This window comes from Shewanella aestuarii (genome assembly GCF_014647215.1).
Lineage (GTDB): Bacteria > Pseudomonadota > Gammaproteobacteria > Enterobacterales > Shewanellaceae > Shewanella > Shewanella aestuarii.
The window spans coordinates 14,413-39,294 of sequence record NZ_BMOT01000003.1; the positions used below are offsets into that span (position 1 = coordinate 14,413).

Consider the following 24,882-nt stretch of genomic DNA (forward strand, 5'->3'; position numbering starts at 1 on the left):
ATTAGTGCGCTGACTTGTCGAAAGTAGATGAATGTTCCTGCAGATACTTTTGCACGAGAGCTTGGGTATCTTGGTCCATGTTGACGAACGCTATCATGCCTTGAAACATACCAGGCCAGCTGTTGGCATCGAAGTGCGCTTCAGCTGGTTGGGTATGACACACACTACAACTGTTGGTATATGTGTCTCTTGCATAGTCCCACAGTGGCTGCAAGTCTTTTACAAGGTAATCTGCGTCGGTCCAAATTTTGGCTTCAACACGTTGCCAAATAAGTCCTGTCATCGGGTCTTCTTTTTGCTCGAAGACTTCCATTACACCTTCTTCAAGCGCGGCATCTTTTGACAATTGTGCCGATAAAATGTTTAGGCCAAAATCGTAGTAAATCACTCGGCCCGCGCCGACTTTTTTACGCCAGCCATCAATGCCAATTTTAACGCGATTCCCTTTGGTTTCTAACACGGTCACTTTAGTGGCAATGTTTAAGGTACCCGCTTCAACGTCAGTTTTTTCGTTGAAATAAAGTGGTTTGGTTAATGCGGTAAAGTAACTGCTGTTTGCTTCAAGGCTAGATTCGCCAGCACCGACTTGGGCAATTAATTCAGGTGCGCGTGAGGTCCCCATTTCTGGCAGTTTATGGGCAATCCCTTTGTGACAATCGATACAACTTTGGTCAGTTTCCGCCGCACGTTTCATTTGCTTTTGCGCCAGTTTTGACATGTCTTCCCACTTCATCGAGTCGTAGTTATGACAGTTTTTGCAGGCCAATGAATTATCACGGTCGAAACGTTTCCACTCACGGCTTGCCATTTCAAGACGTTTCGCTTCAAACTTTTCCTCGGTATTCACGGTTTGCATTAACCAGCCCCACATATCATGTGATGCTTCAATTTTACGGCCGATTTTACGGCTCCAATTATGCGGCACATGACAATCAGGACACGTAGCACGCACACCCGAGTGATTAGACCAATGCACTGTTTGCTGTAACTCTTGGTATGGCTTGCTTTCCATACTGTGACAACTAATACAAAACTCTTCTGTGTTAGTCAGCTCTAAAGCGGTATTAAAACCGCCCCAAAAAATAATGCCCATTAAAAAGGCTGAAAGGCTAATAGTGCCTAAAGTGAGGTATTTAGCTGGCTGGTTGAGTGTGCGCCAGGTATTAATAAACCATTTCATAACGACATCCTTAATGATATTGACCCAAAGTGAGAAGGATTAGTGAGCGACCACGCCACCAAAGGCTTGGATCATCCATATAACAAAGCCATAGGCACTAATGCTGGTGGCTGTAATAATGGGAAATAACAAAAAAATGATAAATCCCAGCGCCTTAAGTTCATTGAACTTCACTTTTTTAGGTGTTTCAGATAATTCTTTTGCGGTCATGATTTACTCTCTTAATGATGACTTCTACCGATGAAGTCCATCATAGATAAGAGTTGTTAATGACAGTCAGACTGTGGATGAATGAATTTAGACAACTTATGAAAGAATATGAACAAATCCGCAGATGACATTTTAAATCCGATAACAATTGTTTTAACTAGCTGATATGATTTGGGTATATCTGTTTGCTATCTTAGGTAGCATCAACCTGTAATTGCCCATTTTGTGGAAATATTTATGACTTATTCCTTGGTTGCGTTAACTGAAGATCACCTTGCTGAAATGTCAGTGATTGAACAGTCGTGCCATCATTCGCCAATGTCGTCTGCTACCTTAGCCAGTTGTTTTGGGCATTTATATCGTGTTGAGGGGGTGATGACAGATGGAAAATTGTTGGGGTTTAGTATTGTTCAGCAAGTGATTGATGAAGTGACCTTGATGGATATTTGCGTTGCCCCCTCAGCTCAAGGTTTAGGCCTAGGTAAGCGCTTATTAACTTCGTTAGTCGCACAGGCAAAGGCATTAAATGCTGTGGTGATTATGTTAGAGGTGCGCCAGTCGAACTTGAGTGCGATAAGTTTATATAAAACAGCAGGTTTTGTTGAAACCAGTCGTCGTAAAGGATATTACCCAACGGATATTGGTTATGAAGATGCTATTTTGATGGATTTGAGTGTATAACTTTTGGTGTTTGATACCGCCATGTTAAATACACAGCGGCTTTCAGATCCAAAGGTTATTTACAAATTACCGCTATAAATTAATTACTGATAATAATTTTCGGATCGGTACCTGCGCCACAACCTTCCATAACTACTTCATAATCATAGCTATCCCCAGGTAGAACTTCATCTTTTACTTTGCAGTTTTCACTACCCTTTTTGAAGTTTTTTCCACAGTTTTTAGCAAGTGGGGAATCATTCGAAAATTTCAGTTTAAACATTTTCTCTTCGAAGTGGGTTAACATAAAGTTGATGTTGTCTTTTTGTTTTGCACAGAGGCACGCAGCATCTGAACCGCATTGGTTATTTTCACAGCCGTTATCACCGACCACATAGACATCTGTTGCACAGGTATCTTCATTCTGGGGCGTGATCTCGACAATATAGTCTGCGGGATTAGCTGCGGCTGCAAAGATAATTAATATGGTCGCAACCACAACTTTTATTTGGCTGACGTGGACGGTCAATGTCTTTTTCATGTTCGTTTCCTTTGAGGTTGATGAACTTAAGGGTAAATAGTAGAAAACTGTATATCCTGGGCGAGCAGTTTTTTTGAGTAACCTAAATCAATTGCTTTAGTTATGCGTTCACGGGCTACTTGGGGTTGCTGACAGTTTATTGCAATGATTGCAATGTCATAATATAGATAAGGATCTGAGCTGTTTTCTGTATCTAAACGGTTTGCCGTCGACAAGGCATTACTGCACTGTGATAGCTCAGATTGATATCGACCAAGCATGGCATGGGTGGTGATATCGTTTGGGTTAATAAGTAACTGTTCTACGGTAAGTTTGTGAGCTTTTTTATAGGATTTTCTGGCCATTTTATGTTGGCCTGCAAATTTTTCCGCATCGCCTAAATTCCCCCACAATACTGGATTAGCAGGTTGTAATTCAGTGGCTTTTTTATAGTTATCGACAGCAAGTTCAAATTGTTGCCTAAAGAAATAGGCGGTGCCGAGGTTCGAATACGTCATGGCATTTGGGTTTAAACTTAGCGAATGTTGCCAAGCTTCACTAGCAGCCTCTAACTGATTGTCTAGGTAGAGGGAAGCGCCTAAATTACTAAATCCTAGATCGTAATTTGGCTTTAATAAAGTGACTTTGGCATATTGCTCGCTTGCTTGTAGATACTTGCCGCTTGAGAATAAAAAATCGCCGTAACTTTGATAATTTTTCCAATAGCCAGGTTCTAACTGGACAGCTCTTGCCAATAAAATTTCAGCTTCTGCGGATTGCCCTAGTGCACTCTTGCTCCTAGCTATGCCAACAATTGCTTGTAAGTTTTTATCATTCAATTTTAATGCTTGTCGATAATAGTCAACCGATGAAACATATTCCCCGCTGATAAGATTAAGATTTCCTAAGGCGACATAGCCTTCCTCTTTTAAGGCTGTAAGTTGCGTGAGTGAGTAACATACACGTTTAGCCGATTGAAAATGAGAAGGTTCTTTTGAAAGTTCATATTGGTCTAAATAGGTTTGGCATAAACCCGCGCTAGCCAAAGAGAAATTTGGGTCATAATTAAGAGAGTTTAAGAAAAATACTTCAGCTTCGTTTCTATTCTCTTTTGTTGGGATTTGAGATAAGGCATTCTTGCCTTGAATATACTGATCATAGGCTTTGAAATCATTCGTACTAATCACCAATTGGACATTGCCTTCGGTTTCCTCTTGGTTACCTTCAGCGATCATTGCTAAGGCATTAAACGCTTGTCGGTAAAGTTCTTTTTGCACAAACAATAAATTTTGAGTGTTACCTTTGACAACACTTGACCAGACTTGCAATGCAGTTTTTGTGTCACTGATATTCAGCATTACCCAAAATTCGTCAAGTTGGTCGACAATTTTTCCGTCAAGTAAATATCTTGCGCCGAGTTTATGTGCATAATCACTTAATGTACTTGAAACCAGTACTTCATTTACTGCCCGTTCAGAAACTAGATTGAAGTGTTTTTGCTTACTTAAAGCCGCAATAATTTCTCCTTGCAAGGTCGATTTAAAATATTCTGGCAAGCTTGTACTGTTATCAAATTGAAAAGGGGTTACAGCAAGTAAATTGTCTTGCACGGGAATGGTTAAGGTCATTCGGCTCATTGGTGCGGCGGTTGCGGCAATGGCTTGTTCTAATTCAATGGTTTCTATTAGGTGCAACGAAATAAATCCAACCAGTGTCGATAACACCCCAATAAATGAAAAATCCACAGCTAGTTGTTTAAAGAAACGTTTTTTTCTAGGGGTATTGTTTTGTTCCTTAAATAAGTTTTTCTTTTCTTTCAGCTCATGCAACCAAGTGAATAATAAGATGAGAGGAAATCCAATAACCAACATCAGCACAACTAATTTCATCCCCCATTGAGGGACATTAAAAATGGGAAAAACAATTGCAATAATTTGAATGATTAACCAAGTTATAATCGAGAATGCCGCACTTACTTTGAATAACTTAGAGTTCTTGAGTAAAGCGAATGATAAGTGCCATTTACTGTCGCTGATTACTGCGGTTGGAACCTGTGCAGTGTACTCTTGTGGTGCCTGGGGAGTTGAAGTAATTGCAGAGCCGTCAAGTCGTGTTACCGGAGCAATTAAACGATAGCCTCTTTTATTTATAGTTTGAATAAATTCAGGGGACTCTTTGTGGTCATCTAATGCGTGTCTAATTTCGCTAATGATATGAGTTAAACATTGTCGCTTATTTTTAATCTCTCCCCAGCCAAATATCAGCAGTTTCTGTGTCGATAACAATTGATTTGGTCGACTGCACATGAAAAGTAAGACTTCTATCGCTTTTGGGGTCAGATGGCGTTTCTGGCCACTGACAATCACTTCACTATCAATTGGACATACCACTACATTCGCCAACAAAAAACCGCCTAACAGATCAGCATTAATAGGGGGGTTATCGCTTTTACGTCTATCTCGATGTTCCATGAACAATCATTCCTAGAGTGACGAATTACAACTAATTGAATAAAAAGAATTTGTTGAAAAATAGCACTATTGATTTAAAAATAGACCTTTTGCATCAGAATTTAGTCTAGGAGTAATTTGATTAATCCGCAATTTGCCGCGGCCAATAATAGAGACGAAAGTGGCATTACCATTCATTCCCAGCGACTTTGGTCATTCCCAACAACTGTAAATGAATAAATGTTTCGCAAGGCAAAGTTTAGGATGGCTGAGAGTGACTAGCCAACAAAAGCAAATTTAGAGTTTGAACCAAGAATATGGGAGTTCTCAAGTTGAGCCTGAAAGCGATATATTATGTTTCGCTGCAAGATATTTATTTTTACTGTTAGTGATACCAAAGGCTAAATCGAAAATGCGAAATTTTTGAGCGTAAGCATGGAAGTGAACATCGATGGCTGGAGTGCCATCCTAGAGCTTTTATGGGCGTACTTGCAGTGTTTCACTACTGTGTAAGGTTGTTATTTACAGCCTTGGTATATTTTAAACATCACTTCTACAGGAAATTAATTAGAGTGAATTACATCGCTTATTGATACAAGCCAATACAAATAATCTATTGAGCGTGATGGTGGATATCTCTATTGGAACTCATGGCTCGTAGGTGATGCTTTTAAATCAAAAACGGCGCAATAAGCGCCGTTTTTATTCAAAACCACAGCAAGAAGTTATTTCACTTCTTTACCCTGAGCTTGTAAATCTGCATGGTAACTTGAACGAACAAGCGGGCCACAGGCTGCGTGGGTAAAGCCAATTTCATCAGCCAAAGCTTTAAGTTCATCAAACTCAGCTGGTGGCACGTAACGTTCAACCGGTAAATGGAATTTACTTGGCTGTAAATATTGACCTAATGTCAGCATTTCAACGTTATGAGCACGTAAGTCACGCAATACTTCTGCGATTTCTTCGTTGGTTTCACCTAAGCCCATCATCAAACCTGATTTGGTCGGTACATCTGGATGACGTTCTTTAAACTTTTTCAACAGGTCTAGCGACCATTGATAGTTAGCACCTGGGCGCGCTTTACGATAGTGTTTTGGCGCTGTTTCAAGATTGTGGTTAAACACATCTGGTGGCTCAGTGGCTAAGATGTCTAATGCTGCATCAATACGACCACGGAAATCAGGTACTAAAATCTCGATTTTGATCTCTGGATTGAGAATACGAATTTCACGGATACAATCGGCAAAATGCTGTGCGCCGCCATCCCGTAAATCATCACGGTCAACCGAGGTGATAACTACGTATTTAAGCTTCATATCCGCAATGGTTTGGGCCAGTTTTTTAGGCTCTTCCGCATCAGGCTGTAATGGGCGTCCATGGGCAACGTCACAAAATGGGCAACGACGGGTACAAATCGCGCCAAGGATCATGAAGGTGGCTGTACCGTGGTTGAAACATTCAGCAAGGTTAGGGCATGAGGCCTCTTCACACACTGAATGCAGACCGTTCTTACGTAACGCTGATTTAATATCAAGAATACGCTGGTTAGAAGCGGGCAGTTTTACACGTAACCAATCAGGCTTGCGCAACATGGTTTCGCGCTCTGAGGGTACAATTTTGATAGGAATGCGTGAAACTTTATCGGCGTCACGTAGTTTAACTCCCGGTTGTAATCTTTCAGGCCTATTCATTATTTTGCTAATCCTTGATGATGTACAAGTTGTTGATAGCCCATAACCTGGCTAAATGTTTGAATGAGTTTGTCGCCAGCTTCTTTAACGTTTTGCGGACCGCCAAGTGCTTTACATTGCACCATTTCAAGTCCGGCATACCCACACGGGTTAATGCGCTGAAATGGCGCTAAATCCATGTCGACGTTTAATGCTAAACCGTGGAATGAACAGCCTTTTCGAATACGTAAGCCTAATGAGGCCACTTTTCGCTCTTGCACATATACGCCTGGCGCATCAGCTTTGGCATAAGCTTCAACATCGTATTGGGCTAGCATATCGACAATACTTTGCTCGATGTTATTGACTAGCTGTCTAACACCCATTTTATTACGTTTTATGTCAATAAGTGGATAAACCACTAATTGCCCTGGGCCGTGATAGGTGACTTGCCCACCGCGATCAACCTGAATAACCGGGATCTCACCAGGGTTTAGAATATGCTCACTTTTACCCGCTTGACCTTGGGTAAACACTGGCGGGTGTTCAACAACCCAAAGTTCATCTTGGCTGTCGCTATCACGCGTGTCTGTGTATGTCTGCATGGCATGCCAAACAGACTCGTAGTCTTGCATGCCAAGGTGGCGAATGTGCAATGTTGAAGCTGACAAGGGCAACGTCTCCCCAAAGGTTGGACTGTTCAAGCACGACTTAAATAATTCCCGAGTATTATACTCAAGTTTTATCTATTTAACGTACTTTTTTAACCATTAGAGAACGCGTTTTACGCCTTCGATGGCGGCAAGATCAATATACGCTTTTTCGATATGTTCTTTGCTGGTGACGGTAATGCGGATTGTCACTGAGTAGTAACTACCTTTGCTGGATGCTTTTACTGTTGGTACATAGTCGCCTGGTGCTAATTGCTGGGCAACAGCAACAACGCGATCTGCTAAAGTATCATCGGCATCGCCGATCACTTTGAACGGACAAGCATTAGGGAAAGTCATGACTTCATCAAAAGTGGTATTTAACATCGGATTACTCTTTGGTGATTGTTAACACTAAATATGGTGGCAATTATACCTGATTCAAGTGCATTGTGATCTGAAATAATAAAGCCGCTATGTAAGCGGCTTTAATGCATTGATTTAAATCAAAATATTATAGTTACTCAAACCAGCTGGCAAACATCTGTTTGAAGTAATCCATAAGTTTGCTTATCCAGCTGCCTTCTTCTACGGCATTTAGCGTGACAAGCGGGAATTGAGCAATGTCTTTGCCGTCAAGTTGGAAGAACACACGACCCACAGTTTCGCCTTTTTCCAGTGGCGCGGTGAGTGGTTTGGTTAACTCAAAATTTGCTTGTAAATCTTTTGCTTTACCACGGCTGATGGTAATTGGGGTGTCAGTCATCACACCAAGGTCTACGTTATCAACGTCGCCGTACCAAATTTTTTGGCTAACAAAAGTATCACCGGCTTTATAAGGCGTGATCGTTTCAAAAAAGCGGAAACCATAGTTAAGCAGCTTTTTACTTTCGGCTTTTCGAGCAGACTCACTGCTGGTGCCCATCACAACAGTGACCAAGCGCATACCTTCATCGTTTGTTGCTGATGACACTAAGTTATAACCAGCGCCCGAAGTATGGCCGGTTTTAATGCCGTCAACTTTTAGGCTGTTGTCCCATAATAAACCGTTACGGTTATATTGGGTGATACCATTGAAGGTAAAAGATTTTTCTGAATAGACACGATATTCTTCGGGCACATCACGGATAAGTGCCGCACCTAAAATTGCCATGTCATAAGCGGTTGTTTTGTGATTGTCAGAATCTAAACCGTGGGAGTTTTCAAAGTAGCTGTTATTCATGCCTAATTGCTTGGCCCAAGAGTTCATTAAATCAACGAACGCGCCTTCTGTGCCAGCGATGTGTTCAGCCATAGCCACACAAGCATCATTACCTGATTGAATAATAATACCGCGATTCAAGTCAGCAACTTTTACCGTTTTACCGACTTCAATAAACATTTTTGAAGAGTCAGGGAAGTTTTTTGACCAAGCATTCTGAGTGATAAGCACATCGTCATCTAATGAGATGTTGCCCACTTTCACTTCGTGCCCAATCACATAACTGGTTAACATTTTGGTTAAGCTGGCAGGGTTTAAGCTGTCGTATGCATTTTGTTCGGCGATCACTTTGCCTGAATAATAGTCCATAAGTACGTAAGATTTGGCTGCAACACTAGGTGCATCCGGGGTTACCATTGGGGCACGATTAGGTGTTGGGCGTGCATCGGGCTGCGGTGTGTTAGCTAAAGAACTAAACGACACAAAAGAAAGCAGCAGGGCGGTAGCGATTGGGGCTTTGGCAATATTCATCATGAAATTAGCAAGTCTCTATTTAATTCGAAGATAAGACAATAAGAAATCGATTATAACATTAGTCACATCATTAATAGGCAATGAAATCTCATTAAGGTTCATTCATTACCTAAAAAAATGCTTAGGGTACAATAAAACTCTGCGGATATCCGCTACTATGCAGGTTATCTAATAGTTTATTGGTTAAGTATATTTTCCCAATAGGGCCTAACTGAATTCGGTGTAAGCCATTGCCAGAGACAATACGTGACGATACACCGTATTTACGTTCAAGTTCTTTGGCTAAGGTGTTTATTTTTAACTTGTCTTGAGAGGCGACTACCTGAATGTAGTGGTTTTCTACATCGGTCACGTCATTAATTGCACGTTGCTCATTCGATTCAACGTGGATCACCTCTAAGTGCACTTTCGCTGTCCCTTTTCCTAACATGCCAAGATGGTATGCACCAGCATAAGATAAATCAATGACACGGCCATGGTGAAAGGGGCCACGATCGTTGACCCTAACAATAATTTGCTTATTGTTTTCAAGGTTGGTGACTTTCACGTAACTGGGTAACGGTAAGTTTTTATGGGCCGCTGACATGGTGTACATGTCATAGGTCTCACCATTTGAGGTTAAATGACCATGAAACTTTGCTCCATACCATGATGCATGGCCCGTTTCGGTAAAACCTTTTCCTGTTGATAATACCTTGTAGCTTTTTCCCAGCACAGTGTAATTACGGTTACCTTGGCGGCTGTAATGTTCAAATTTAGGCACGGCATTTTGCACTTTGCTTACATCGGGGGCGTTATCTGGATAACGATCATCAGCCATGTGATAACGTCCAAACTGGCTTTTCGGCTTATGAGCTGTTTTCTTATGACTGGTTTCCGGCTGTGAGGAACAAGCCGTGATAAGCATAATCAAAATTAAGCTAATGGCACTGAAGAATATTTTATTTTGCATTGTATTGGGCTTTTAATTGCTCACTAAATTGATAAACGGCCATCGCATATAACGGGCTGCGGTTGTATCGGGTAATCACGTAAAAATTATTCAACCCTAGCCAGTATTCGTCAGCATTAGGTTGCTCTAATTTTACCAGCATAGCCTTTTGTGACACATCAATATCTTTTGCCGACGCGAGACTGAGGTTAGTCGATAAAATATCAGAAGCTTTGTAATGTAATCTTTCGTTAGTCCACACTTTGGCTTTGGGCGCTTTATTGGCTTTGTTTCTTAAGGGGAGCACCACTGGCTCATTTCTTTGCCAACCATGTTGATGAAAATAATTCGCCACACTGCCAATCGCATCCGCTTTACTGGTGAGTAAGTCACGGCGTCCATCACCACTAAAGTCGACCGAGTAATGACGGTAACTTGATGGAATAAACTGACCATAACCCATAGCGCCGGCATAAGAGCCTTTCAAGGTATCATTATCGAGTTGCTCTTCTTTTATCAATGACATTAAATTGCCATATTCACTTCTAAAAAAGGTGGCGCGCGGTGCGTAATAAAAACCTAGGGTATATAGGGCATCCTGAACACGGTAGTTACCCATGTAACCGCCGTAAAAGGTTTCAATGCCAATAATGGCGACGATGATTTGTGGGTCGACATTAAATTTATCGGCGGCTTTCGCTATGGTGTCAGCATTTTCATGCCAAAACTCTAAGCCTTTGGCTAAACGTTTTTCAGTTAAAAATATTGGATAATACTGATGCCAAGGTTTGGCTTCCCAAGGCTTGGTGATTGCGTCAATAACTTCTTGGGTATAAGTCGATTGGTTTAAAAATGCTTCGACTTCCTGCAGGCTAAAACCTTGCTTAATCTGGTCTGCCATAAATTGTTTTTTCAATGCATCAACATCTGTGCTGGCTGAGGCGGTGCCGATGTGAGCTGAAACAATTAACGCGACGGTACTAAAAAAGCGGGTTGATAATTTCATCAATGAATCCTATCGATCTATAAATCGTCTATGAGTTTGAATGCTCATCAAAATGCCGAAGCCTGTCATGAGTGTCATCATTGACGTTCCCCCATAACTGATCAGGGGTAACGGCACGCCAACCACAGGCAATATACCCGAAACCATGCCAATGTTAACGAAGATATACACAAAAAATGTCAATGTAATACTGCCAGCAAGCAGACGAGCAAAGCTGGTCTGTGCGCGGGAAGCAATAATGAGTCCGCGTCCGATAATATACAGATATATGGTTAATAGAAATAAGCTGCCGATTAAGCCAAACTCTTCACCGATAACTGCAAAGATAAAATCTGTGTGTCTTTCTGGTAAAAACTCAAGCTGAGATTGAGTACCATCTAACCAACCTTTACCCCAAACACCACCAGAACCGATAGCAATTTTTGATTGGATAATATGATAACCCGCACCCAAGGGGTCTTTTTCTGGGTCAAATAATGTCAGTACGCGGGTACGTTGATAGTCGTGCATTAAAAAGAACCATAGAATAGGCAAGAAAATTAACCCTGCTATGACTATGCCACCGACAATCAGCCAGCTCATTCCAGACAAAAACAGCACAAATACCCCAGATGCCGCCACTAAAATCGATGTGCCTAAGTCTGGTTGCTTGGCTATCAGTAGAGTCGGTATTAATAAAATGACTGCGCCGCCAGCGAGATAGCGCTTTTTGGGCGGTAGGGGGAATTTACTGATGTACCAAGCCATCATAATGGGGAAGGCCAGTTTCATTAACTCTGACGGCTGAAACTCCATAAAACCAAGATTTAACCAACGCTGCGCCCCTTTATTGATGGTGCCAAAAAAGTGCACCCCAAGCAGTAAAATAATTCCAGCAATATAAATAGGTAATGCCCAGCGCTTAAGTACTTCAGGGTTGATTTGTGCAACGGAAAACATGATCACTAATGACAAACCAATACGGGTTAATTGGCGCTCCATCATGGCAACGCTTTCGCCACTGGCGGAGTAAATGACAAATAAGCCAAAGGCCATTAATATCAAAATACCCGATAACAAGGGTAAATCTATGTGCAGTCTTTGCCAGATATTTTTTTTCTGATGATGCGAATTACTATGCATTTGGTTATTCATTTGGCAGCATCCATTCGTCTCTAAGCATATATTCGTCTAATAACGCACGCGCGAGCGGCCCGGCATTGGCGCCACCCCAACCCGCATTCTCTAGCACGACGGCAAGTACTATGCGTGGGTTTTCATATGGCGCGTAAGCCACAATTAACGCATTGTCCCTTAAATGTTCGGCAACTGTATCGGCATTGTATTTTTCATCCTGACCAACAGAGAACACTTGGGCTGTACCGGTTTTCATCGCGGCAGTATAGGTGGCATCGGTGAAGCGAGATTTGTCTGCGGTTTGGCGCATGGCTTCGTTAATGATGTCCCAGTTTTTCGGGTTTTTAAGAATAATCGGCTGATGCTCATCTATAGGCGCATCAATTTTTACCGTATCGTCTTTGAAGGTTTTGAGTAAATGTGGCGTAAAACGACGCCCTTTATTGGCCAAAATAGCAGTTGAGTTAGCCAGTTGTAGCGGGGTACTTGTCCAATAGCCTTGGCCAATTCCCACTGAAATACTGTCACCAATGTACCAGGCCTGGTTGTAACGTAATCGTTTCCAGTCCCTTGATGGCATAATGCCTGCGACTTCTTCATAAATGTCGACGTTGGTGCGCTCGCCAAAACCAAATTGCCCCATAAAGTTGGCCATTTTATCAATGCCAACTTTATAGACTAAGTCGTAAAAGAAAATATCACAGGAATCGACAATCGCGTGGTAAACATCCACCCATCCATGGCCCCATCGTTTCCAATCTCGCCATTTACGCTCAACGCCAGGGATCTGCCAAAAACCAGGATCCCACACTCGCGTTTTATCGTTGATAACGCGTTCTTCTAAACCCAATAAAGCCACTAAAGGTTTGATCGTCGATGCTGGAGAATATTGTCCTTGGGTAGCGCGATTAATCAGTGGACGAGATTTATCATTAAGAAGGTCGCTATAGCCTTTGCTACTGATACCATGAACAAATAAGTTAGCATCATAACTCGGGCTCGATACCATAGCTAAAATTCCGCCGTCGCGAGGGTCCATAGCCACCACTGAGCCACGCCTTCCCGCTAGTAGCTCCATGGCTTTTTGCTGTAGTTTTAAATCTAAGGTTAAATAAATATCTTTTCCCGGCGTGGGCGGGGTGACTTTTAAAGTGCGAATCACTCTGCCGCGGTTGTTGACTTCTTCCTCTAAATGCCCAGGTAAACCGTGTAATAAGCCCTCGTAAAACTTTTCAACACCTTGCTTGCCAATATCTTTAGTGGCTGCGTAGGTTTTCCAGTTATTACTTTGTTCTAATTGGGCTTTGTCGCGGGTGTTAATTTTGCCTACATAGCCCAGCACATGAGTCATTAACTCCGCATAGGGATAATAACGTTTCAAACCAGCCTCAACATAGATGCCAGGAAAACGATGCTGGTTCACTGAAAATGTCGCCACTTGTTCTTCGGTTAATTTACCTTTGATCGTGAGTGGTTTGAAGCGGCGATGAAACTTAAGGGTTTCTTTAATTTGCTCACGCTCATCAGCGTCAATTTCAATAATGCCATTGAGTTCATCGAAGGTTTCATCAAGATTTTTTATACGTTCTGGGATCATTTCTAACGAATGATATGGCTGATTTTCTGCCAGAAGTTGACCATGACGGTCGAAGATAAGTCCACGGCTTGGTGCGGTAGGAACAACCCTAATGCGGTTGTCATTCGAACGGGTTTCGTAGTCTTTATAGGAGACGACCTGTAATTGATACAGGTTGGAAAATAGCACGCTCAGTAAAATGAAGACGCAAATAAAAGTGAAAAATGCACGGCGTTTGAATAACGAGGCCTCGGCGGCATGGTCATGCATGGTGATGCGCTTCTTTGGCGGCACTTGGGTCTCCAGCTTTGGTAAAGCGAAACCTTAGCGTCGCTTTAATGGTGTTGTTATGTCAACAACCATGAAATTCTTTTAATGAATTTTCACCTTGATTACTCGCGGTGATAAGGGTGGTTATTATTGATACTCCATGCACGGTAGAGGCTTTCCCCTATCAGTACACGTACAAGTGGATGCGGTAATGTTAGGGCTGACAAACACCAGCTCTGATTTGCTGCGGCTTTACAGGCAGGGGCAAGTCCTTCTGGCCCACCAATCAGCAAACTTACATCACGCCCATCTAATTGCCACTTTGTCATTTGCTCTGCTAAATCGGGCGTTGTCCAATTTTTGCCGGGCAAATCTAAACTTACAATATGATTGCCTTTTGCTATCGCAGCGAGCATTAACTCACCTTCTTTTTGCAAAATGCGTGCAATATCAGCATTTTTGCCCCGTTTACCCGCAGGGATCTCGATAAGTTCAAGCGGCATATCCCTAGGGAAACGACGTTGATACTCCTCAAAGCCTCGGGTAACCCAATCGGGCATTTTTGTGCCTACGGCAATCAGTTGTAACTTCATTAGGCGTTAGGGTTAGCCCAAAGTTTTTCTAGGTCGTAGTATTCACGAGTTTGCTCTTGCATCACATGAACAATGACTTCACCTAAGTCTACCAGTACCCATTCGCTGCTATCACGGCCTTCAACACCTAATGGTTGCATGCCAGCTTTTTTCGCTTCTACCACAAGATGCTCACCAATTGAGCGAACGTGGGTTTTAGATGTACCAGTACAAATCACCATGGTATCGGTGATAGTTGATTGATTTTTAACATCTAATACAACAATGTTCTTTGCTTTTAAGTCTTCGATTTTATCGACGACGAAATCTTTCAGTTCGGTGCTTTGCACTCGAATTACCTCACTAGTCAAAATTAACGGAGCATTATACTCAATTTCATCCATTGGAAGCAATTAAGCAAAGTGCTTTATGGTAATCCTTTTAGATTTGGCTGAGGTGTAAATCAGCAGCAGAATTTGCGTTAGGGCAGGTAAAGTTGATGTTGCTGAATATAGTTTTCAGTACAAGGCGCGATCAAGTTCGACACATCTTCATTGCTTTGCAACTTTTTACGTACTTGGGTAGAAGAAATATCCTGTAAATTTATCTCAACGGGAATGATTGAGCCGAAAGTAGAATGACTTTGGCTAACCTGAGATTTTGCTAAGTGTGTGGCGCTGCTAATCGCTTTTTTATTTAATATTTTTTGCATTGGGTGGCTTGTTTCAAGATGCCAGCCTGGGCGCTTACACAGCACAATATGACACAGTTCAAACAGCTGTTGCCATAAATGCCAACTGGGTAAGTTGATAAATGAATCCATTCCCATAATGAAATAAAATTGATGCTGCGGGTAAGTTTGCGTTAATTGTTGCAGGGTCACCACTGTGTATGATGGCGTGTGGCGTTTAATTTCAATGTCGCAGAGTTTTAGTTCACTGTACTGCAGGCAAACTTGCTCCACCATGGCGACTCTATGTTGGCTATCGACATTAGTAGATTGCTTGTGGGGTGGGACATGATTGGGCATTAGCCACACTTCATCTAATTGCAGCTGAGTTTTAATTTCAAGGGCTGGACGAATATGGCCTAAATGGATTGGGTCAAAAGTGCCACCTAAAATACCGATGCGCATAATCAATCCTTAACGGTTAGCTAAGCTCTATATGAGCGAGACGATTATGGGCACGCGGGTCAAATAAAATACATAAGTGGCTCATGCCCACCCAATCTTCAATACCTTGTTGTTTTAAATTCAGCTCTAAGGTTGAGGCTAAACCCAGCATGTGTTCAATATGATGTAGCTCTAAACGGGTTAACGCGGCTTGATAGAGAGGCTTACGTTTGTCCCAAATGCGGTATTGTCCCCAGAGTTTGGTTAATGGTTCACCCTGATTTTGTGCCAATTTAAGGTTAAGTAACAGGGTGATTTCTTTAAAAATGGCCCACATTAAAATGGGCATTGCAGTGCCTTCACCCTGCAATTGGGCTAGCATGTGCTGCGCTTGTTTTTGATGATTATTTAAAATGGCGTCAGTTAATTGGAACACGCTGAATCGTGATTGATCTTCAAAATAGCTGCTCAGTTGTTCGGCACTGATATTGTTATCAGGGTTAACTAATTGCAGTATTTGCATGGCTTGCTCAGCAGCCAATAAATTCCCTTCAAAGAGATTGAACATCATGGCTTTAGCATCATGATGTAAGGTTAATTTATAATTTTGTATACGGTTGTCCAGCCAACGCTCAAATTGCTTACCCTCAGGGGTGGCACAAGGAATATACAACCCTTGGCTATCTAATGACTTAAACCATTTACTGTTGGTTTGTTCCAATCCAGCCTTAGGCCCCTGAATAATCAATACTATATCTGGATTTGGTTGCTGCAAGAGTAATTGAAAGACATTAGCACCATCGGTACCTGGTTTGCCATTAGGCAGGTGCAGTTCAATAATGCGTCTACTGGCAAATAAACTCATTGATTGCCATTCTTGGATTAAATCTTGCCAGTTAAAATGAGGATCTTGAATAAGCTGAACTCGCTCGTCAAAGCCTTGTTTTTTTGCGGCGTTAATGAGCTGTTTTTTGCAATCTTCAACCAACCACAAATCATCACCAAAGAGTAAGCAAACAGACGGTACTTTGGCGAGATTGTTTTTAAGCTGGTCAGGATAAACCCGCATTTATTCGTTACCGATTGAGGCAAGGATTTGAATAATACTATCAGCAGCTTGAACACGCATTTCGCGGGTTAATAATTCCATTTCACGGCTTTTGGCTAAAGCAGTGCGCGGATCGTCTTGATAGTCCCTGCGAACTTCGGTTTGATATTCCACAGGATCTTCTTCAGGTAACGCTACGGTGAAGGTCACTAAGTAGATTAACTCGTATTCAGCGACATTACCTGTTGGGTAAAGAGATAGGGTGGCGCGTTCTAATGAATCACTTACGAGCCTTAGCGTAGGTGTATCTTCGGCAGCAGAGACCATGGTGATACGGTTAATACGTAATCTGTCTTTAACTAGGCGGGTCAGTTCACTGTATTGATCGGTACTGCTTACATGCAATTGTTGTAATTCAACAGGGATCGAATAGCTACGCTGCAATTTAAAACCACAGCCAGCAGTGGCAAGTAAAGTGAGAGAGAGTAAAGCTAAGCCAATACGTTTTGCCAACATAAGAGTTATCGACATCCTTTTACATCCATGAGAGTCATGGCAATTAATATGAATGCCCATCTTATGCTGCTCATATAAGATGGGCAATAACACTCAATAGCGAACCCGCTAATGAGTGTTGTTTATGCTAGTTAGCAACAATATTAAGTAGCTTACCAGGAACATAAATCACTTTGCGGATGGTGAGTCCTTCAGAGTGTTTTTGAACATGCTCATCATCCATGGCGATGGCTTGAACTTGTTCTTGAGTTGCATCCGCTGCGACAGTGATTTTTGCACGTAACTTACCGTTAATTTGCACAATAATCAGTTTGCTGTCTTCAACTAGGGCTGACTCATCCACTTCAGGCCAGCGGCTATCTTCAATATCGCTATCATTGCCTAGCTCTTTCCAAAGGTTAAAGCTGATGTGTGGCACGATAGGGTAAAGTAAGCGTGTTACTGCTGACAATGCTTCTGCCATTAACGCGCGGTCTTGAGCAGACTCCTGCGGCGCTTTTAGCAAGTGGTTCATTAATTCCATTACCGCAGCAACAGCCGTGTTGAACATTTGACGGCGGCCAATATCATCACTGACTTTAGCAATCGTTTTGTGCAACTCACGGCGCAGTGCTTTTTGGCTACCGCTTAATGCTTTAATATCTAATGCTTCTGTTTTGCCTGCAGCAATATGATCGCTCGCCAGTTTCCAGAAACGTTTGATGAAGCGATGCGCTCCCTCAACACCAGACTCTTGCCATTCGAGGGTTAATTCTGGTGGTGACGCAAACATCATAAATAAGCGAACTGTATCAGCGCCGTATTTTTCTACCATTACTTGCGGGTCGATACCGTTGTTTTTAGACTTCGACATTTTGCTCATGCCAGTATAAACCAACTCGTTACCGTTTTTGTCGACCGCTTTGGTTACACGGCCTTTGTCATCTTTTTCTACGTCAACCACATCAAGTGGTGAAACCCACACGCGTGCGCCTTTGTCGTTGGTGTAGTAGTAAGCGTCAGCTAATACCATACCTTGTGTCAGTAATTGTTTAGCTGGCTCATTCGAGTTCACTAAATCCATATCACGTAACAATTTATGGAAGAAACGGAAATACAGTAAGTGCATACATGCGTGTTCAATACCGCCAATGTACTGATCAACCGGTAGCCAGTAGTTGGCTTTAGCTGGGTCTAACATTTGGTCCGCATGCGGGCTACAGTAGCGAGCGTAATACCAAGATGATTCCATGAAGGTGTCAAAGGTGTCGGTTTCGCGGAAAGCTGTTTGACCATTTACTGTGGTTTCAGCCCAAGCTTTATCTGCTTTGATCGGGCTTTGAATACCATCCATCACCACGTCTTCTGGCAAAATAACCGGAAGCTGGTCTTCAGGCGTAGGCATGACAGTCCCGTCTTCTAAGGTCACCATTGGAATCGGCGCGCCCCAGTAACGTTGACGAGAAACGCCCCAGTCACGTAAACGGAAGTTCACTTGACGCTTACCTTTGCCTTCTGCGGTGAGTTTAGTGTCAATTGCTTCAAATGCCGCTTGGAAATCTAAACCGTCTAACTCACCAGAATTAAATAACACGCCTTTATCAGTGAAAGCTTGTTCACTGATATCAACTTCGCCATCAACAGGCTTGATCACAGCTTCAATGTCTAAACCAAACTTTTTCGCAAACTCATAATCGCGTTGATCATGTGCTGGAACTGACATGACAGCGCCAGTGCCGTAATTCATTAAGACAAAGTTTGCGACCCAGATAGGTACAAGCTTGCCGCTGATCGGGTGCACAGCGTTCAAGCCTGTGGCGACGCCTTTTTTCTCCATCGAAGCCATCGCAGCTTCAGTGGTGTCAGCATTTTTACATTCTTCAATAAACTCAGCCAAAGCAGGGTTATTGGTCGCAGCTTGAACGGCTAAAGGGTGTCCTGCAGCAATTGCTACATAGGTCACGCCCATAACGGTATCTGGTCGGGTAGTGTAGATATCGAAACTTTGTTGGCTATTTTCCACTTGGAAGGTCATCTCAATACCTTCGCTGCGACCAATCCAGTTACGCTGCATGGCTTTTACCTGTTCAGGCCAGCCATCTAGTGTGTCGATATCGTTCAATAGCTCTTCCGCGTAATCAGTGATTTTAATAAACCACTGTGGAATTTCTTTTTGAACAACTTCGGTGTCACAGCGCCAACAACAACCGTCTTGTACTTGCTCATTGGCCAGTACGGTTTCGTCGTTTGGACACCAGTTAACCGATGAGGTTTTTTTATAAACTAAACCCTTTTCATACAGTTTAGTGAAAAACCATTGTTCCCAGCGATAGTATTCAGGGGTACAAGTGGCAATTTCACGACTCCAGTCATAACCAAAACCCAGTAGTTTAAGCTGGTTCTTCATGTACTCAATGTTTTCATAAGTCCATGGTGCTGGAGAGGTTTTGTTATTGATCGCTGCGTTTTCTGCAGGCAGGCCGAATGAATCCCAACCAATAGGCTGCAGGACATTTTTTCCTTGTAAACGTTGGTAACGAGCGACAACATCACCTATGGTGTAGTTACGGACGTGTCCCATGTGAAGGCGGCCTGACGGATAAGGGAACATAGAGAGGCAGTAAAACTTCTCTTTGGTCTCATCTTCAGTAACTTCGAAGGTTTTTTGGTCTTGCCAGTGCTTTTGCACTAAGGCTTCAATCTCTAAAGGATTATATTGCTCTTGCATCAATCTATTTCCGGCCATGCCGCCCATTGTTGGATTTGCACGTATTGTTTGATCTAACGCGCATTCGCGTGATGAATAACTGCATAGAATAAACTAGAAGTGATGCTTTAAAAAGGTTCGTCTTAAGGAGTATTGAATATGAGTGGAAGAAGTTCAGCATTATTGGCCTTGTATCAGGCATTAATTGAACAAGTTAAACAGCAGTTTGAACATGATAACTCATTGACTGCTAAAAGTTTGTTTAAGTCTATTACCCAAGGAAAAAACTATTTACAGCTCAAATCGCAGGCCAACGAACAAGAGTTAGCTTTAGTAGAAGAATTTTTAAAGCGTGACATCGCAAGCTATTTAAAAGAGCAAACGGCTGAGGATATTAGTTTTAGTCCTACGGCAATTGCCTTAGAAAACACGTTATGGCAGTGGTTAAGTGAAATCACTGACAGAAGTCAGGTACAGTGGCACGAGTTACAACAGGATTTTAAGCATCATGGTTGTTATAAATCTGGCGAAATTATCAATCAGGGCATGCTGACCTGTGATAATTGCGGTCATCAAATGCGCATTGATTTTCCAGGGGTCATACCTGATTGCCCGCAATGTGACAGTGACTCATTTTCACGAGAGCCATTGTCACCTTAATTCCACCACTAGAAATTGACGCGATAGTGGCAAGGACTGTTGCTGCTATTGCCAATCATTTCATCATAGGCGGTTTGCATTTCGATGATGGCGTAGCGAATACCTTGTAACTTTAGTAACTCTTCTGCTTGTTTTATTGAGTTTAAACTTAACAGTTTGCCATCTTTACTGCGGGCACTGCGAAAATTGCCATCATCATCTTTGACCCCAAGTAAGTAATGATTTGAATCCGCATAGCTGATGATGGTTGGGTGTAACGGCTGCGCTTCGATAGCTTGCTTTATTTCCGATAATTGCATTTTGAGCTCCCCAATAACATGGCGTCGATATCTTCTTTCAGTACGCAGTAAATTATTGGGTAGTTCATTTTTATACAAAATATTTAGCCAGGCAACCAAATTAGGGGATATTTTATTTATGCTGCAACTCTGCGGGAATACGCTATTGAGCTAAACTGAATTGATGCTCATAGAGCGCTGCAATCCACAACCTTGAGCAATGATTGGCGAATAAAGATATATTTTTTGCCAGAAAGCAGTGACAATGAATATCCACTCAAGTATATGAAAATACTCACGATACGCCACCAACTTCTAGAGTGACACAACTGATGTAAGATAGCTTGTTAGATATCTTTTTAGCAGTCGCTGTCTATGATGGCATAACTTGGTGGCGTAGTGGCATTAGCCGCTTGAGTGTAGTGAAAATAGCAGTTGTCATTGGCGACTTGACCATTTTCATCTTTATCATAGCCAATATAAGTATTGGCTATGCCTTGATATTGAACGGTGAAACTGTCATCAAGGTCAATCCATTTTTCAATGTCAGTATTATCTAAATAGCCCCATTTCAGACGTGTTTCAAAAATGCCATCGCCATCCAAATCTATATCGATTAAATCATCGCGCCCAGCAACGGGTTGAACTTGAAGGCTCGGCATTTGTGATTTGGCATACACCAATGAGTTGGCTGTTTTGACCGCAGCAGATAACCCGGACAGGGTACTGATACGCGCATCGGTACTGATATTAATAAATTTAGGTGCCGCGATGACAGCTAAAATACCTAAAATAATGATCACAACAACCAGTTCGATTAAAGTAAATCCTTGCTGATTGTTATTGGTTAAGCGTGTAGGTAAGTTAGGGTTAAATGGCACGGCTACCTCGATATCCTAATGATATTGCACAGAAGATTAGCAGTGAGCATAAAATTAATAAGGGCAATTGTCCAATACGTTTAAACCAGGTATCACCGTGATAAAGCGCGACTTCACTGACTAATACCGCAGTTTCAAACTGTGGCAAACTGTCAGTGATGTTGCCATAGGGATCAACAATAGCTGTTACGCCATTGTTGGTTGCTCGAAGTAAAGGTTTGCCCATTTCAATTGCACGCATTTGGGCTATTTCCATATGCTGTAATGGGCCATTAGAGGTTCCAAACCAAGCGTCATTGGAAACTGTTAACAAGAGATCCGTGTCGGCGTGGGTGTTGTCTCTGACTTGTTCAGGAAACACGATTTCATAACAAATTGCCGGAGCCACTTTATATCCCGTAGCCGTTAGATTAGGTTGAATAAAGTCACCTCGTTGAAAAGAGCTCATCGGCAGATTGAAAAAAGGTGCGAGGGGTCTTAGTAGTTCGGCAAACGGGACGAATTCACCTATAGGTAATAAGTGGTGTTTTCTGAATTCATTATCACCATTAATTTGATAATCTGCGCTAGGTTGTTGCTTACTGTGATGGTTGCCTAGGACGATTAAAGAATTATAAAAGTCATGCTCTTCACGGCTAATAATGCCTGTGATAATAGCGGTATTGTTTAAGTTAGCAACTTGGTTGGCATTAAGTAAAAAGTCTTCAACCATGGCTTCCGGTGCTGGGATGGCCGCTTCAGGCCAAATCACAATATCCACACTTGATTGTTCGTCAAAATGATTACGGGTTAAATCCATAAATTTGAGCATGGTTGGCCATAATGCATCTGGTTCCCATTTCATGCTTTGAGCGATATTACCTTGTACTAACGCCACTTTTACCGATTTTCCAGTAGCGACGACAGGGTTGATATATGGGGTAACTATGGTGGTCATAATGACAACCGATAACACTACCACTAAAGGTAATACGCGTTTTTGTGTTGTTAGCATTACCGCGCCAGCGACAATTGCTAGCACAAAACTGAGCCCAAGCGCCCCAATTAAGCTCGCCAGTTCACTTAGTGGGCCATTGGTTTGACTGTAACCAATCCATAACCATGGAAAACCGGTTAATACCCAGCCGCGAAGCCATTCGGTGAGTACCCATAACGCTGGGAATAGACCTAAATATTTAAATGTTAATTTTCCATAGCTGGCAAAAGTCGATTTAGGGGCAATTATTTTATTGAGTAAATAACCCGCTAATGCCGGATAAAGCCCTAAATACAGAGATAATACTGCCATTAATGCTAGCGATACGACTAAGGGTAAGCCGCCAAAAGTAGCCATACTGACATGTACCCAACTGATCCCAACGGCAAAGCTACCAAAACCGAAGCTGAGCCAGTAGCGAAACGCATGCTTACCAATGAGTTGCTGACTTTGCCATAACGCAAATGTCAGTGCGACAGGCATAAATAGCCACAAACCATAGGGAGCAAATGACAGTGAAGTGCTTGCACCGGCAGCAAATGCTGTGATTAAGCTGATTAAGTTTGATTGAGAATGAGGTAATAATTTATTCAGCACAACTTGCCTTATTTATCGCGTGGTTTAACAAATAATCGTTTTTGAAATGTTGTTTGTAGATTATGCCTGATTGGCTTTCGGTTAAATATCAAAGCTGGCTAATTTTAAATGAGATCGTAATAAAAAAGCAGCTTTAATTAATATTAAAGCTGCTTTAAGTGACATGTTTAGGTGATGTTCGCTTAATCGTCAGAACTAGTTTGGCTGTCTGGATCGGGCAGCTTAACTCTGAGTTGTATTAAGCGACGCGTATCAGCATTGGTCACTTTAAATTCAATATTATCGATCATGATGGTTTCATTTCGCTCTGGCAAATGACCAAATGCATGAGAAACGAGTCCGCCAACGGTATCAAATTCTTCATCACTGAAATGAGTGCCGCATGCTTCGTTAAAATCATCAATTTCAGTTAACGCTTTAACGATAAACACTGTGTTGCTAATTTTTTTCACTTCAGTGTCTTCAACTGAGCTGTGATCAAATTCATCTTCAATTTCACCGACGATTTCTTCAAGAATATCTTCGATGGTCACCAGGCCAGATACACCGCCGTATTCATCAACTACGATGGCCATATGATAACGTTGTGAACGGAACTCTTTTAACAACACATCGACACGCTTACTTTCAGGCACAACCACCGCTGGGCGGATAACTTGAGATAGAGTGAAAGGCACATCAGAATTTTTAAATCCATATTTCAAGAGGTCTTTTGCCAGCAAAATACCTTCAATATGATCTTTGTCTTCATTGACCACAGGGAAACGAGAGTGAGCAGAGCTGATAACGGTTTCTAACAGCTCATCGACGGAGCAGTCGATTTGGAGAGTAACAATTTGTGAGCGTGGGATCATAATGTCGCGCACGCGAAGGTCAGAAACCTCTAACACACCTTTGATCATTTCGCGGGTGTCTTCGGTGATCAAGTCGCGTTGTTCTGCGCCTGAAATCACGTCCACTAAGTCTTCGCGATTTTGAGGTTCGCCCTGGAATAATTGGTTAAATTTGTCGAACCAACTTTTCTTATAGGCGTTTGTACTCGGGGGGATATCGTCACTCATAATAGTTCCTAAATAGTTAACAGGGCAGGCATTGAGCCATCGCCAGGCAAGCTATTTATTTATGCTTCCTTATAGGGGTCTGAAAAACCTAAATGTTCAAGGAGTTGAGTCTCTAGAGACTCCATTTCCTCAGCTTCTTCGTCGATAATATGGTCATAACCCAGCAAATGCAAGCAACCATGTATGACCATGTGTGCCCAGTGGGCTTCTAACGATTTATTCTGCTCCAGTGCTTCTTTTTCTACCACATCAACACAGATGATTAAATCACCCAATAGTGGCAAATCGATTTCAGCTGGTGCTTCAAAAGGAAAAGACAGCACATTGGTGGGTTTGTCTTTTCCTCGGTAAGTATAGTTTAGCTGTTGGCTTTCAGTGGATTCGACTAAACGAATAGTCAGTTCAACCTCTGGCATTGTGTGCCCTACAGCTACGCGCACCCACGACTCAAACTGTGTTTGAGTGGGCAGGTTTTTAGCATCAACCGCTATTTGCAGATCTAAATCTAAACCTATCATA

General features: G+C 42.2%; 25 protein-coding genes. 2 read left to right on the forward strand and 23 right to left on the reverse strand.

Annotation, left to right across the window (positions count from 1 at the left end):
* Window position 1 precedes the first annotated feature (1 nt).
* Both torC and IEY03_RS06000 read right to left on the reverse strand, forming a co-directional pair.
* Window positions 2–1,180, reverse strand: coding sequence for a pentaheme c-type cytochrome TorC (gene torC / locus IEY03_RS05995; RefSeq protein WP_188840462.1), 1,179 nt, complete (start codon window positions 1,178–1,180; stop codon window positions 2–4).
* A gap of 39 nt (window positions 1,181–1,219) precedes the next feature.
* On the reverse strand, window positions 1,220–1,390 hold the full coding sequence (locus tag IEY03_RS06000; protein ID WP_188840463.1) for a periplasmic nitrate reductase, NapE protein: 171 nt from the start codon (window positions 1,388–1,390) through the stop codon (window positions 1,220–1,222).
* A gap of 237 nt (window positions 1,391–1,627) precedes the next feature.
* Here IEY03_RS06000 and rimI point away from each other — a divergent pair, with 237 nt between their 5' ends.
* On the forward strand, window positions 1,628–2,071 hold the full coding sequence (gene rimI, locus IEY03_RS06005; RefSeq protein ID WP_188840464.1) for a ribosomal protein S18-alanine N-acetyltransferase: 444 nt from the start codon (window positions 1,628–1,630) through the stop codon (window positions 2,069–2,071).
* 79 nt (window positions 2,072–2,150) lie between these two features.
* Here the strand turns inward: rimI and IEY03_RS06010 are convergent, their stop codons facing one another.
* From IEY03_RS06010 to leuS, 16 genes are all read right to left on the reverse strand, one after another.
* A complete protein-coding gene (locus IEY03_RS06010; protein ID WP_188840465.1) occupies window positions 2,151–2,591 on the reverse strand; it encodes a hypothetical protein in 441 nt (146 codons plus the stop codon).
* Between the two features lie 26 nt (window positions 2,592–2,617).
* A complete protein-coding gene (locus IEY03_RS06015; RefSeq protein WP_188840466.1) occupies window positions 2,618–5,041 on the reverse strand; it encodes a winged helix-turn-helix domain-containing protein in 2,424 nt (807 codons plus the stop codon).
* Window positions 5,042–5,745: 704 nt separating this feature from the next.
* Window positions 5,746–6,711: a lipoyl synthase gene (gene lipA, locus IEY03_RS06020; RefSeq protein WP_188840467.1), complete on the reverse strand. Its 966-nt coding sequence runs from the start codon at window positions 6,709–6,711 to the stop codon at window positions 5,746–5,748.
* A complete protein-coding gene (gene lipB, locus IEY03_RS06025) occupies window positions 6,711–7,361 on the reverse strand; it encodes a lipoyl(octanoyl) transferase LipB (RefSeq protein WP_188840468.1) in 651 nt (216 codons plus the stop codon). The genes lipA and lipB overlap by 1 nt, the downstream gene beginning before the upstream one ends.
* 99 nt (window positions 7,362–7,460) lie before the next feature.
* Entirely contained in the window at window positions 7,461–7,727 is a 267-nt protein-coding gene (ybeD, locus tag IEY03_RS06030) for a DUF493 family protein YbeD (RefSeq protein ID WP_188840469.1), read from the reverse strand.
* Window positions 7,728–7,860: 133 nt separating this feature from the next.
* On the reverse strand, window positions 7,861–9,075 hold the full coding sequence (locus IEY03_RS06035) for a serine hydrolase (RefSeq protein WP_188840470.1): 1,215 nt from the start codon (window positions 9,073–9,075) through the stop codon (window positions 7,861–7,863).
* Between the two features lie 121 nt (window positions 9,076–9,196).
* Window positions 9,197–10,027, reverse strand: coding sequence for a septal ring lytic transglycosylase RlpA family protein (locus IEY03_RS06040; RefSeq protein WP_188840471.1), 831 nt, complete (start codon window positions 10,025–10,027; stop codon window positions 9,197–9,199).
* The gene (gene mltB, locus IEY03_RS06045; protein ID WP_188840472.1) at window positions 10,017–11,012 is read right to left on the reverse strand and encodes a lytic murein transglycosylase B; all 996 of its coding nucleotides are present in this window, start codon (window positions 11,010–11,012) and stop codon (window positions 10,017–10,019) included. Before mltB ends, IEY03_RS06040 begins: the two co-directional genes overlap by 11 nt.
* Before the next feature lie 9 nt (window positions 11,013–11,021).
* Window positions 11,022–12,146, reverse strand: coding sequence for a rod shape-determining protein RodA (gene rodA / locus IEY03_RS06050; RefSeq protein ID WP_229778215.1), 1,125 nt, complete (start codon window positions 12,144–12,146; stop codon window positions 11,022–11,024).
* Window positions 12,139–13,998 (reverse strand): penicillin-binding protein 2, encoded by a 1,860-nt coding sequence (mrdA, locus tag IEY03_RS06055; RefSeq protein WP_188840473.1) that lies wholly within the window; start codon window positions 13,996–13,998, stop codon window positions 12,139–12,141. Before mrdA ends, rodA begins: the two co-directional genes overlap by 8 nt.
* Window positions 13,999–14,096: 98 nt before the next feature.
* Window positions 14,097–14,567, reverse strand: coding sequence for a 23S rRNA (pseudouridine(1915)-N(3))-methyltransferase RlmH (rlmH, locus tag IEY03_RS06060; protein WP_188840474.1), 471 nt, complete (start codon window positions 14,565–14,567; stop codon window positions 14,097–14,099).
* A complete protein-coding gene (gene rsfS / locus IEY03_RS06065) occupies window positions 14,567–14,896 on the reverse strand; it encodes a ribosome silencing factor (protein ID WP_188840475.1) in 330 nt (109 codons plus the stop codon). The genes rlmH and rsfS overlap by 1 nt, the downstream gene beginning before the upstream one ends.
* A gap of 131 nt (window positions 14,897–15,027) precedes the next feature.
* Window positions 15,028–15,681 carry a nicotinate-nucleotide adenylyltransferase gene (gene nadD, locus IEY03_RS06070; protein WP_188840476.1) on the reverse strand — a complete coding sequence of 218 codons (654 nt, stop codon included), beginning with the start codon at window positions 15,679–15,681 and terminating at the stop codon, window positions 15,028–15,030.
* Window positions 15,682–15,697: 16 nt separating this feature from the next.
* Window positions 15,698–16,729: a DNA polymerase III subunit delta gene (holA, locus tag IEY03_RS06075; RefSeq protein ID WP_188840477.1), complete on the reverse strand. Its 1,032-nt coding sequence runs from the start codon at window positions 16,727–16,729 to the stop codon at window positions 15,698–15,700.
* The gene (locus IEY03_RS06080; protein ID WP_188840712.1) at window positions 16,730–17,224 is read right to left on the reverse strand and encodes an LPS-assembly lipoprotein LptE; all 495 of its coding nucleotides are present in this window, start codon (window positions 17,222–17,224) and stop codon (window positions 16,730–16,732) included.
* A gap of 127 nt (window positions 17,225–17,351) precedes the next feature.
* Window positions 17,352–19,931 carry a leucine--tRNA ligase gene (gene leuS, locus IEY03_RS06085; RefSeq protein ID WP_188840478.1) on the reverse strand — a complete coding sequence of 860 codons (2,580 nt, stop codon included), beginning with the start codon at window positions 19,929–19,931 and terminating at the stop codon, window positions 17,352–17,354.
* 138 nt (window positions 19,932–20,069) lie between these two features.
* On the opposite strand from leuS, the gene IEY03_RS06090 reads away from it, so the two are divergent.
* Window positions 20,070–20,570, forward strand: coding sequence for a zinc ribbon-containing protein (locus tag IEY03_RS06090; RefSeq protein WP_188840479.1), 501 nt, complete (start codon window positions 20,070–20,072; stop codon window positions 20,568–20,570).
* A gap of 8 nt (window positions 20,571–20,578) precedes the next feature.
* On the opposite strand, the gene IEY03_RS06095 is transcribed toward IEY03_RS06090, so the two are convergent.
* The 5 genes from IEY03_RS06095 to ybeY all read right to left on the reverse strand — a co-directional run bounded on the left by IEY03_RS06095 (window position 20,579) and on the right by ybeY (window position 24,881).
* Window positions 20,579–20,869 (reverse strand): DUF6482 family protein, encoded by a 291-nt coding sequence (locus IEY03_RS06095; protein WP_188840480.1) that lies wholly within the window; start codon window positions 20,867–20,869, stop codon window positions 20,579–20,581.
* Between the two features lie 338 nt (window positions 20,870–21,207).
* The gene (locus IEY03_RS06100; protein ID WP_188840481.1) at window positions 21,208–21,729 is read right to left on the reverse strand and encodes a pilus assembly FimT family protein; all 522 of its coding nucleotides are present in this window, start codon (window positions 21,727–21,729) and stop codon (window positions 21,208–21,210) included.
* Window positions 21,719–23,302, reverse strand: coding sequence for an apolipoprotein N-acyltransferase (gene lnt, locus IEY03_RS06105; protein ID WP_346055629.1), 1,584 nt, complete (start codon window positions 23,300–23,302; stop codon window positions 21,719–21,721). Before lnt ends, IEY03_RS06100 begins: the two co-directional genes overlap by 11 nt.
* A 182-nt stretch (window positions 23,303–23,484) precedes the next feature.
* Entirely contained in the window at window positions 23,485–24,363 is an 879-nt protein-coding gene (gene corC, locus IEY03_RS06110; RefSeq protein WP_188840482.1) for a CNNM family magnesium/cobalt transport protein CorC, read from the reverse strand.
* Between the two features lie 59 nt (window positions 24,364–24,422).
* Window positions 24,423–24,881, reverse strand: coding sequence for an rRNA maturation RNase YbeY (gene ybeY, locus IEY03_RS06115; RefSeq protein WP_373290843.1), 459 nt, complete (start codon window positions 24,879–24,881; stop codon window positions 24,423–24,425).
* Between the last annotated feature and the right edge of the window lies 1 nt (window position 24,882).

What these genes read in the sequence shown, in the direction of transcription:
- torC (WP_188840462.1), bottom strand. Translation starts at nt 1,180, where the DNA reads ATGAAATGGTTTATTAATACCTGGCGCACACTCAACCAGCCAGCTAAA.
- IEY03_RS06000 (WP_188840463.1), bottom strand. Translation starts at nt 1,390, where the DNA reads ATGACCGCAAAAGAATTATCTGAAACACCTAAAAAAGTGAAGTTCAAT.
- rimI (WP_188840464.1), top strand. Translation starts at nt 1,628, where the DNA reads ATGACTTATTCCTTGGTTGCGTTAACTGAAGATCACCTTGCTGAAATG.
- IEY03_RS06010 (WP_188840465.1), bottom strand. Translation starts at nt 2,591, where the DNA reads ATGAAAAAGACATTGACCGTCCACGTCAGCCAAATAAAAGTTGTGGTT.
- IEY03_RS06015 (WP_188840466.1), bottom strand. Translation starts at nt 5,041, where the DNA reads ATGGAACATCGAGATAGACGTAAAAGCGATAACCCCCCTATTAATGCT.
- lipA (WP_188840467.1), bottom strand. Translation starts at nt 6,711, where the DNA reads ATGAATAGGCCTGAAAGATTACAACCGGGAGTTAAACTACGTGACGCC.
- ybeD (WP_188840469.1), bottom strand. Translation starts at nt 7,727, where the DNA reads ATGTTAAATACCACTTTTGATGAAGTCATGACTTTCCCTAATGCTTGT.
- IEY03_RS06035 (WP_188840470.1), bottom strand. Translation starts at nt 9,075, where the DNA reads ATGATGAATATTGCCAAAGCCCCAATCGCTACCGCCCTGCTGCTTTCT.
- IEY03_RS06040 (WP_188840471.1), bottom strand. Translation starts at nt 10,027, where the DNA reads ATGCAAAATAAAATATTCTTCAGTGCCATTAGCTTAATTTTGATTATG.
- mltB (WP_188840472.1), bottom strand. Translation starts at nt 11,012, where the DNA reads ATGAAATTATCAACCCGCTTTTTTAGTACCGTCGCGTTAATTGTTTCA.
- rodA (WP_229778215.1), bottom strand. Translation starts at nt 12,146, where the DNA reads ATGAATAACCAAATGCATAGTAATTCGCATCATCAGAAAAAAAATATC.
- rlmH (WP_188840474.1), bottom strand. Translation starts at nt 14,567, where the DNA reads ATGAAGTTACAACTGATTGCCGTAGGCACAAAAATGCCCGATTGGGTT.
- nadD (WP_188840476.1), bottom strand. Translation starts at nt 15,681, where the DNA reads ATGCGCATCGGTATTTTAGGTGGCACTTTTGACCCAATCCATTTAGGC.
- holA (WP_188840477.1), bottom strand. Translation starts at nt 16,729, where the DNA reads ATGCGGGTTTATCCTGACCAGCTTAAAAACAATCTCGCCAAAGTACCG.
- IEY03_RS06080 (WP_188840712.1), bottom strand. Translation starts at nt 17,224, where the DNA reads ATGTTGGCAAAACGTATTGGCTTAGCTTTACTCTCTCTCACTTTACTT.
- leuS (WP_188840478.1), bottom strand. Translation starts at nt 19,931, where the DNA reads ATGCAAGAGCAATATAATCCTTTAGAGATTGAAGCCTTAGTGCAAAAG.
- IEY03_RS06090 (WP_188840479.1), top strand. Translation starts at nt 20,070, where the DNA reads ATGAGTGGAAGAAGTTCAGCATTATTGGCCTTGTATCAGGCATTAATT.
- IEY03_RS06095 (WP_188840480.1), bottom strand. Translation starts at nt 20,869, where the DNA reads ATGCAATTATCGGAAATAAAGCAAGCTATCGAAGCGCAGCCGTTACAC.
- corC (WP_188840482.1), bottom strand. Translation starts at nt 24,363, where the DNA reads ATGAGTGACGATATCCCCCCGAGTACAAACGCCTATAAGAAAAGTTGG.
- ybeY (WP_373290843.1), bottom strand. Translation starts at nt 24,881, where the DNA reads ATGATAGGTTTAGATTTAGATCTGCAAATAGCGGTTGATGCTAAAAAC.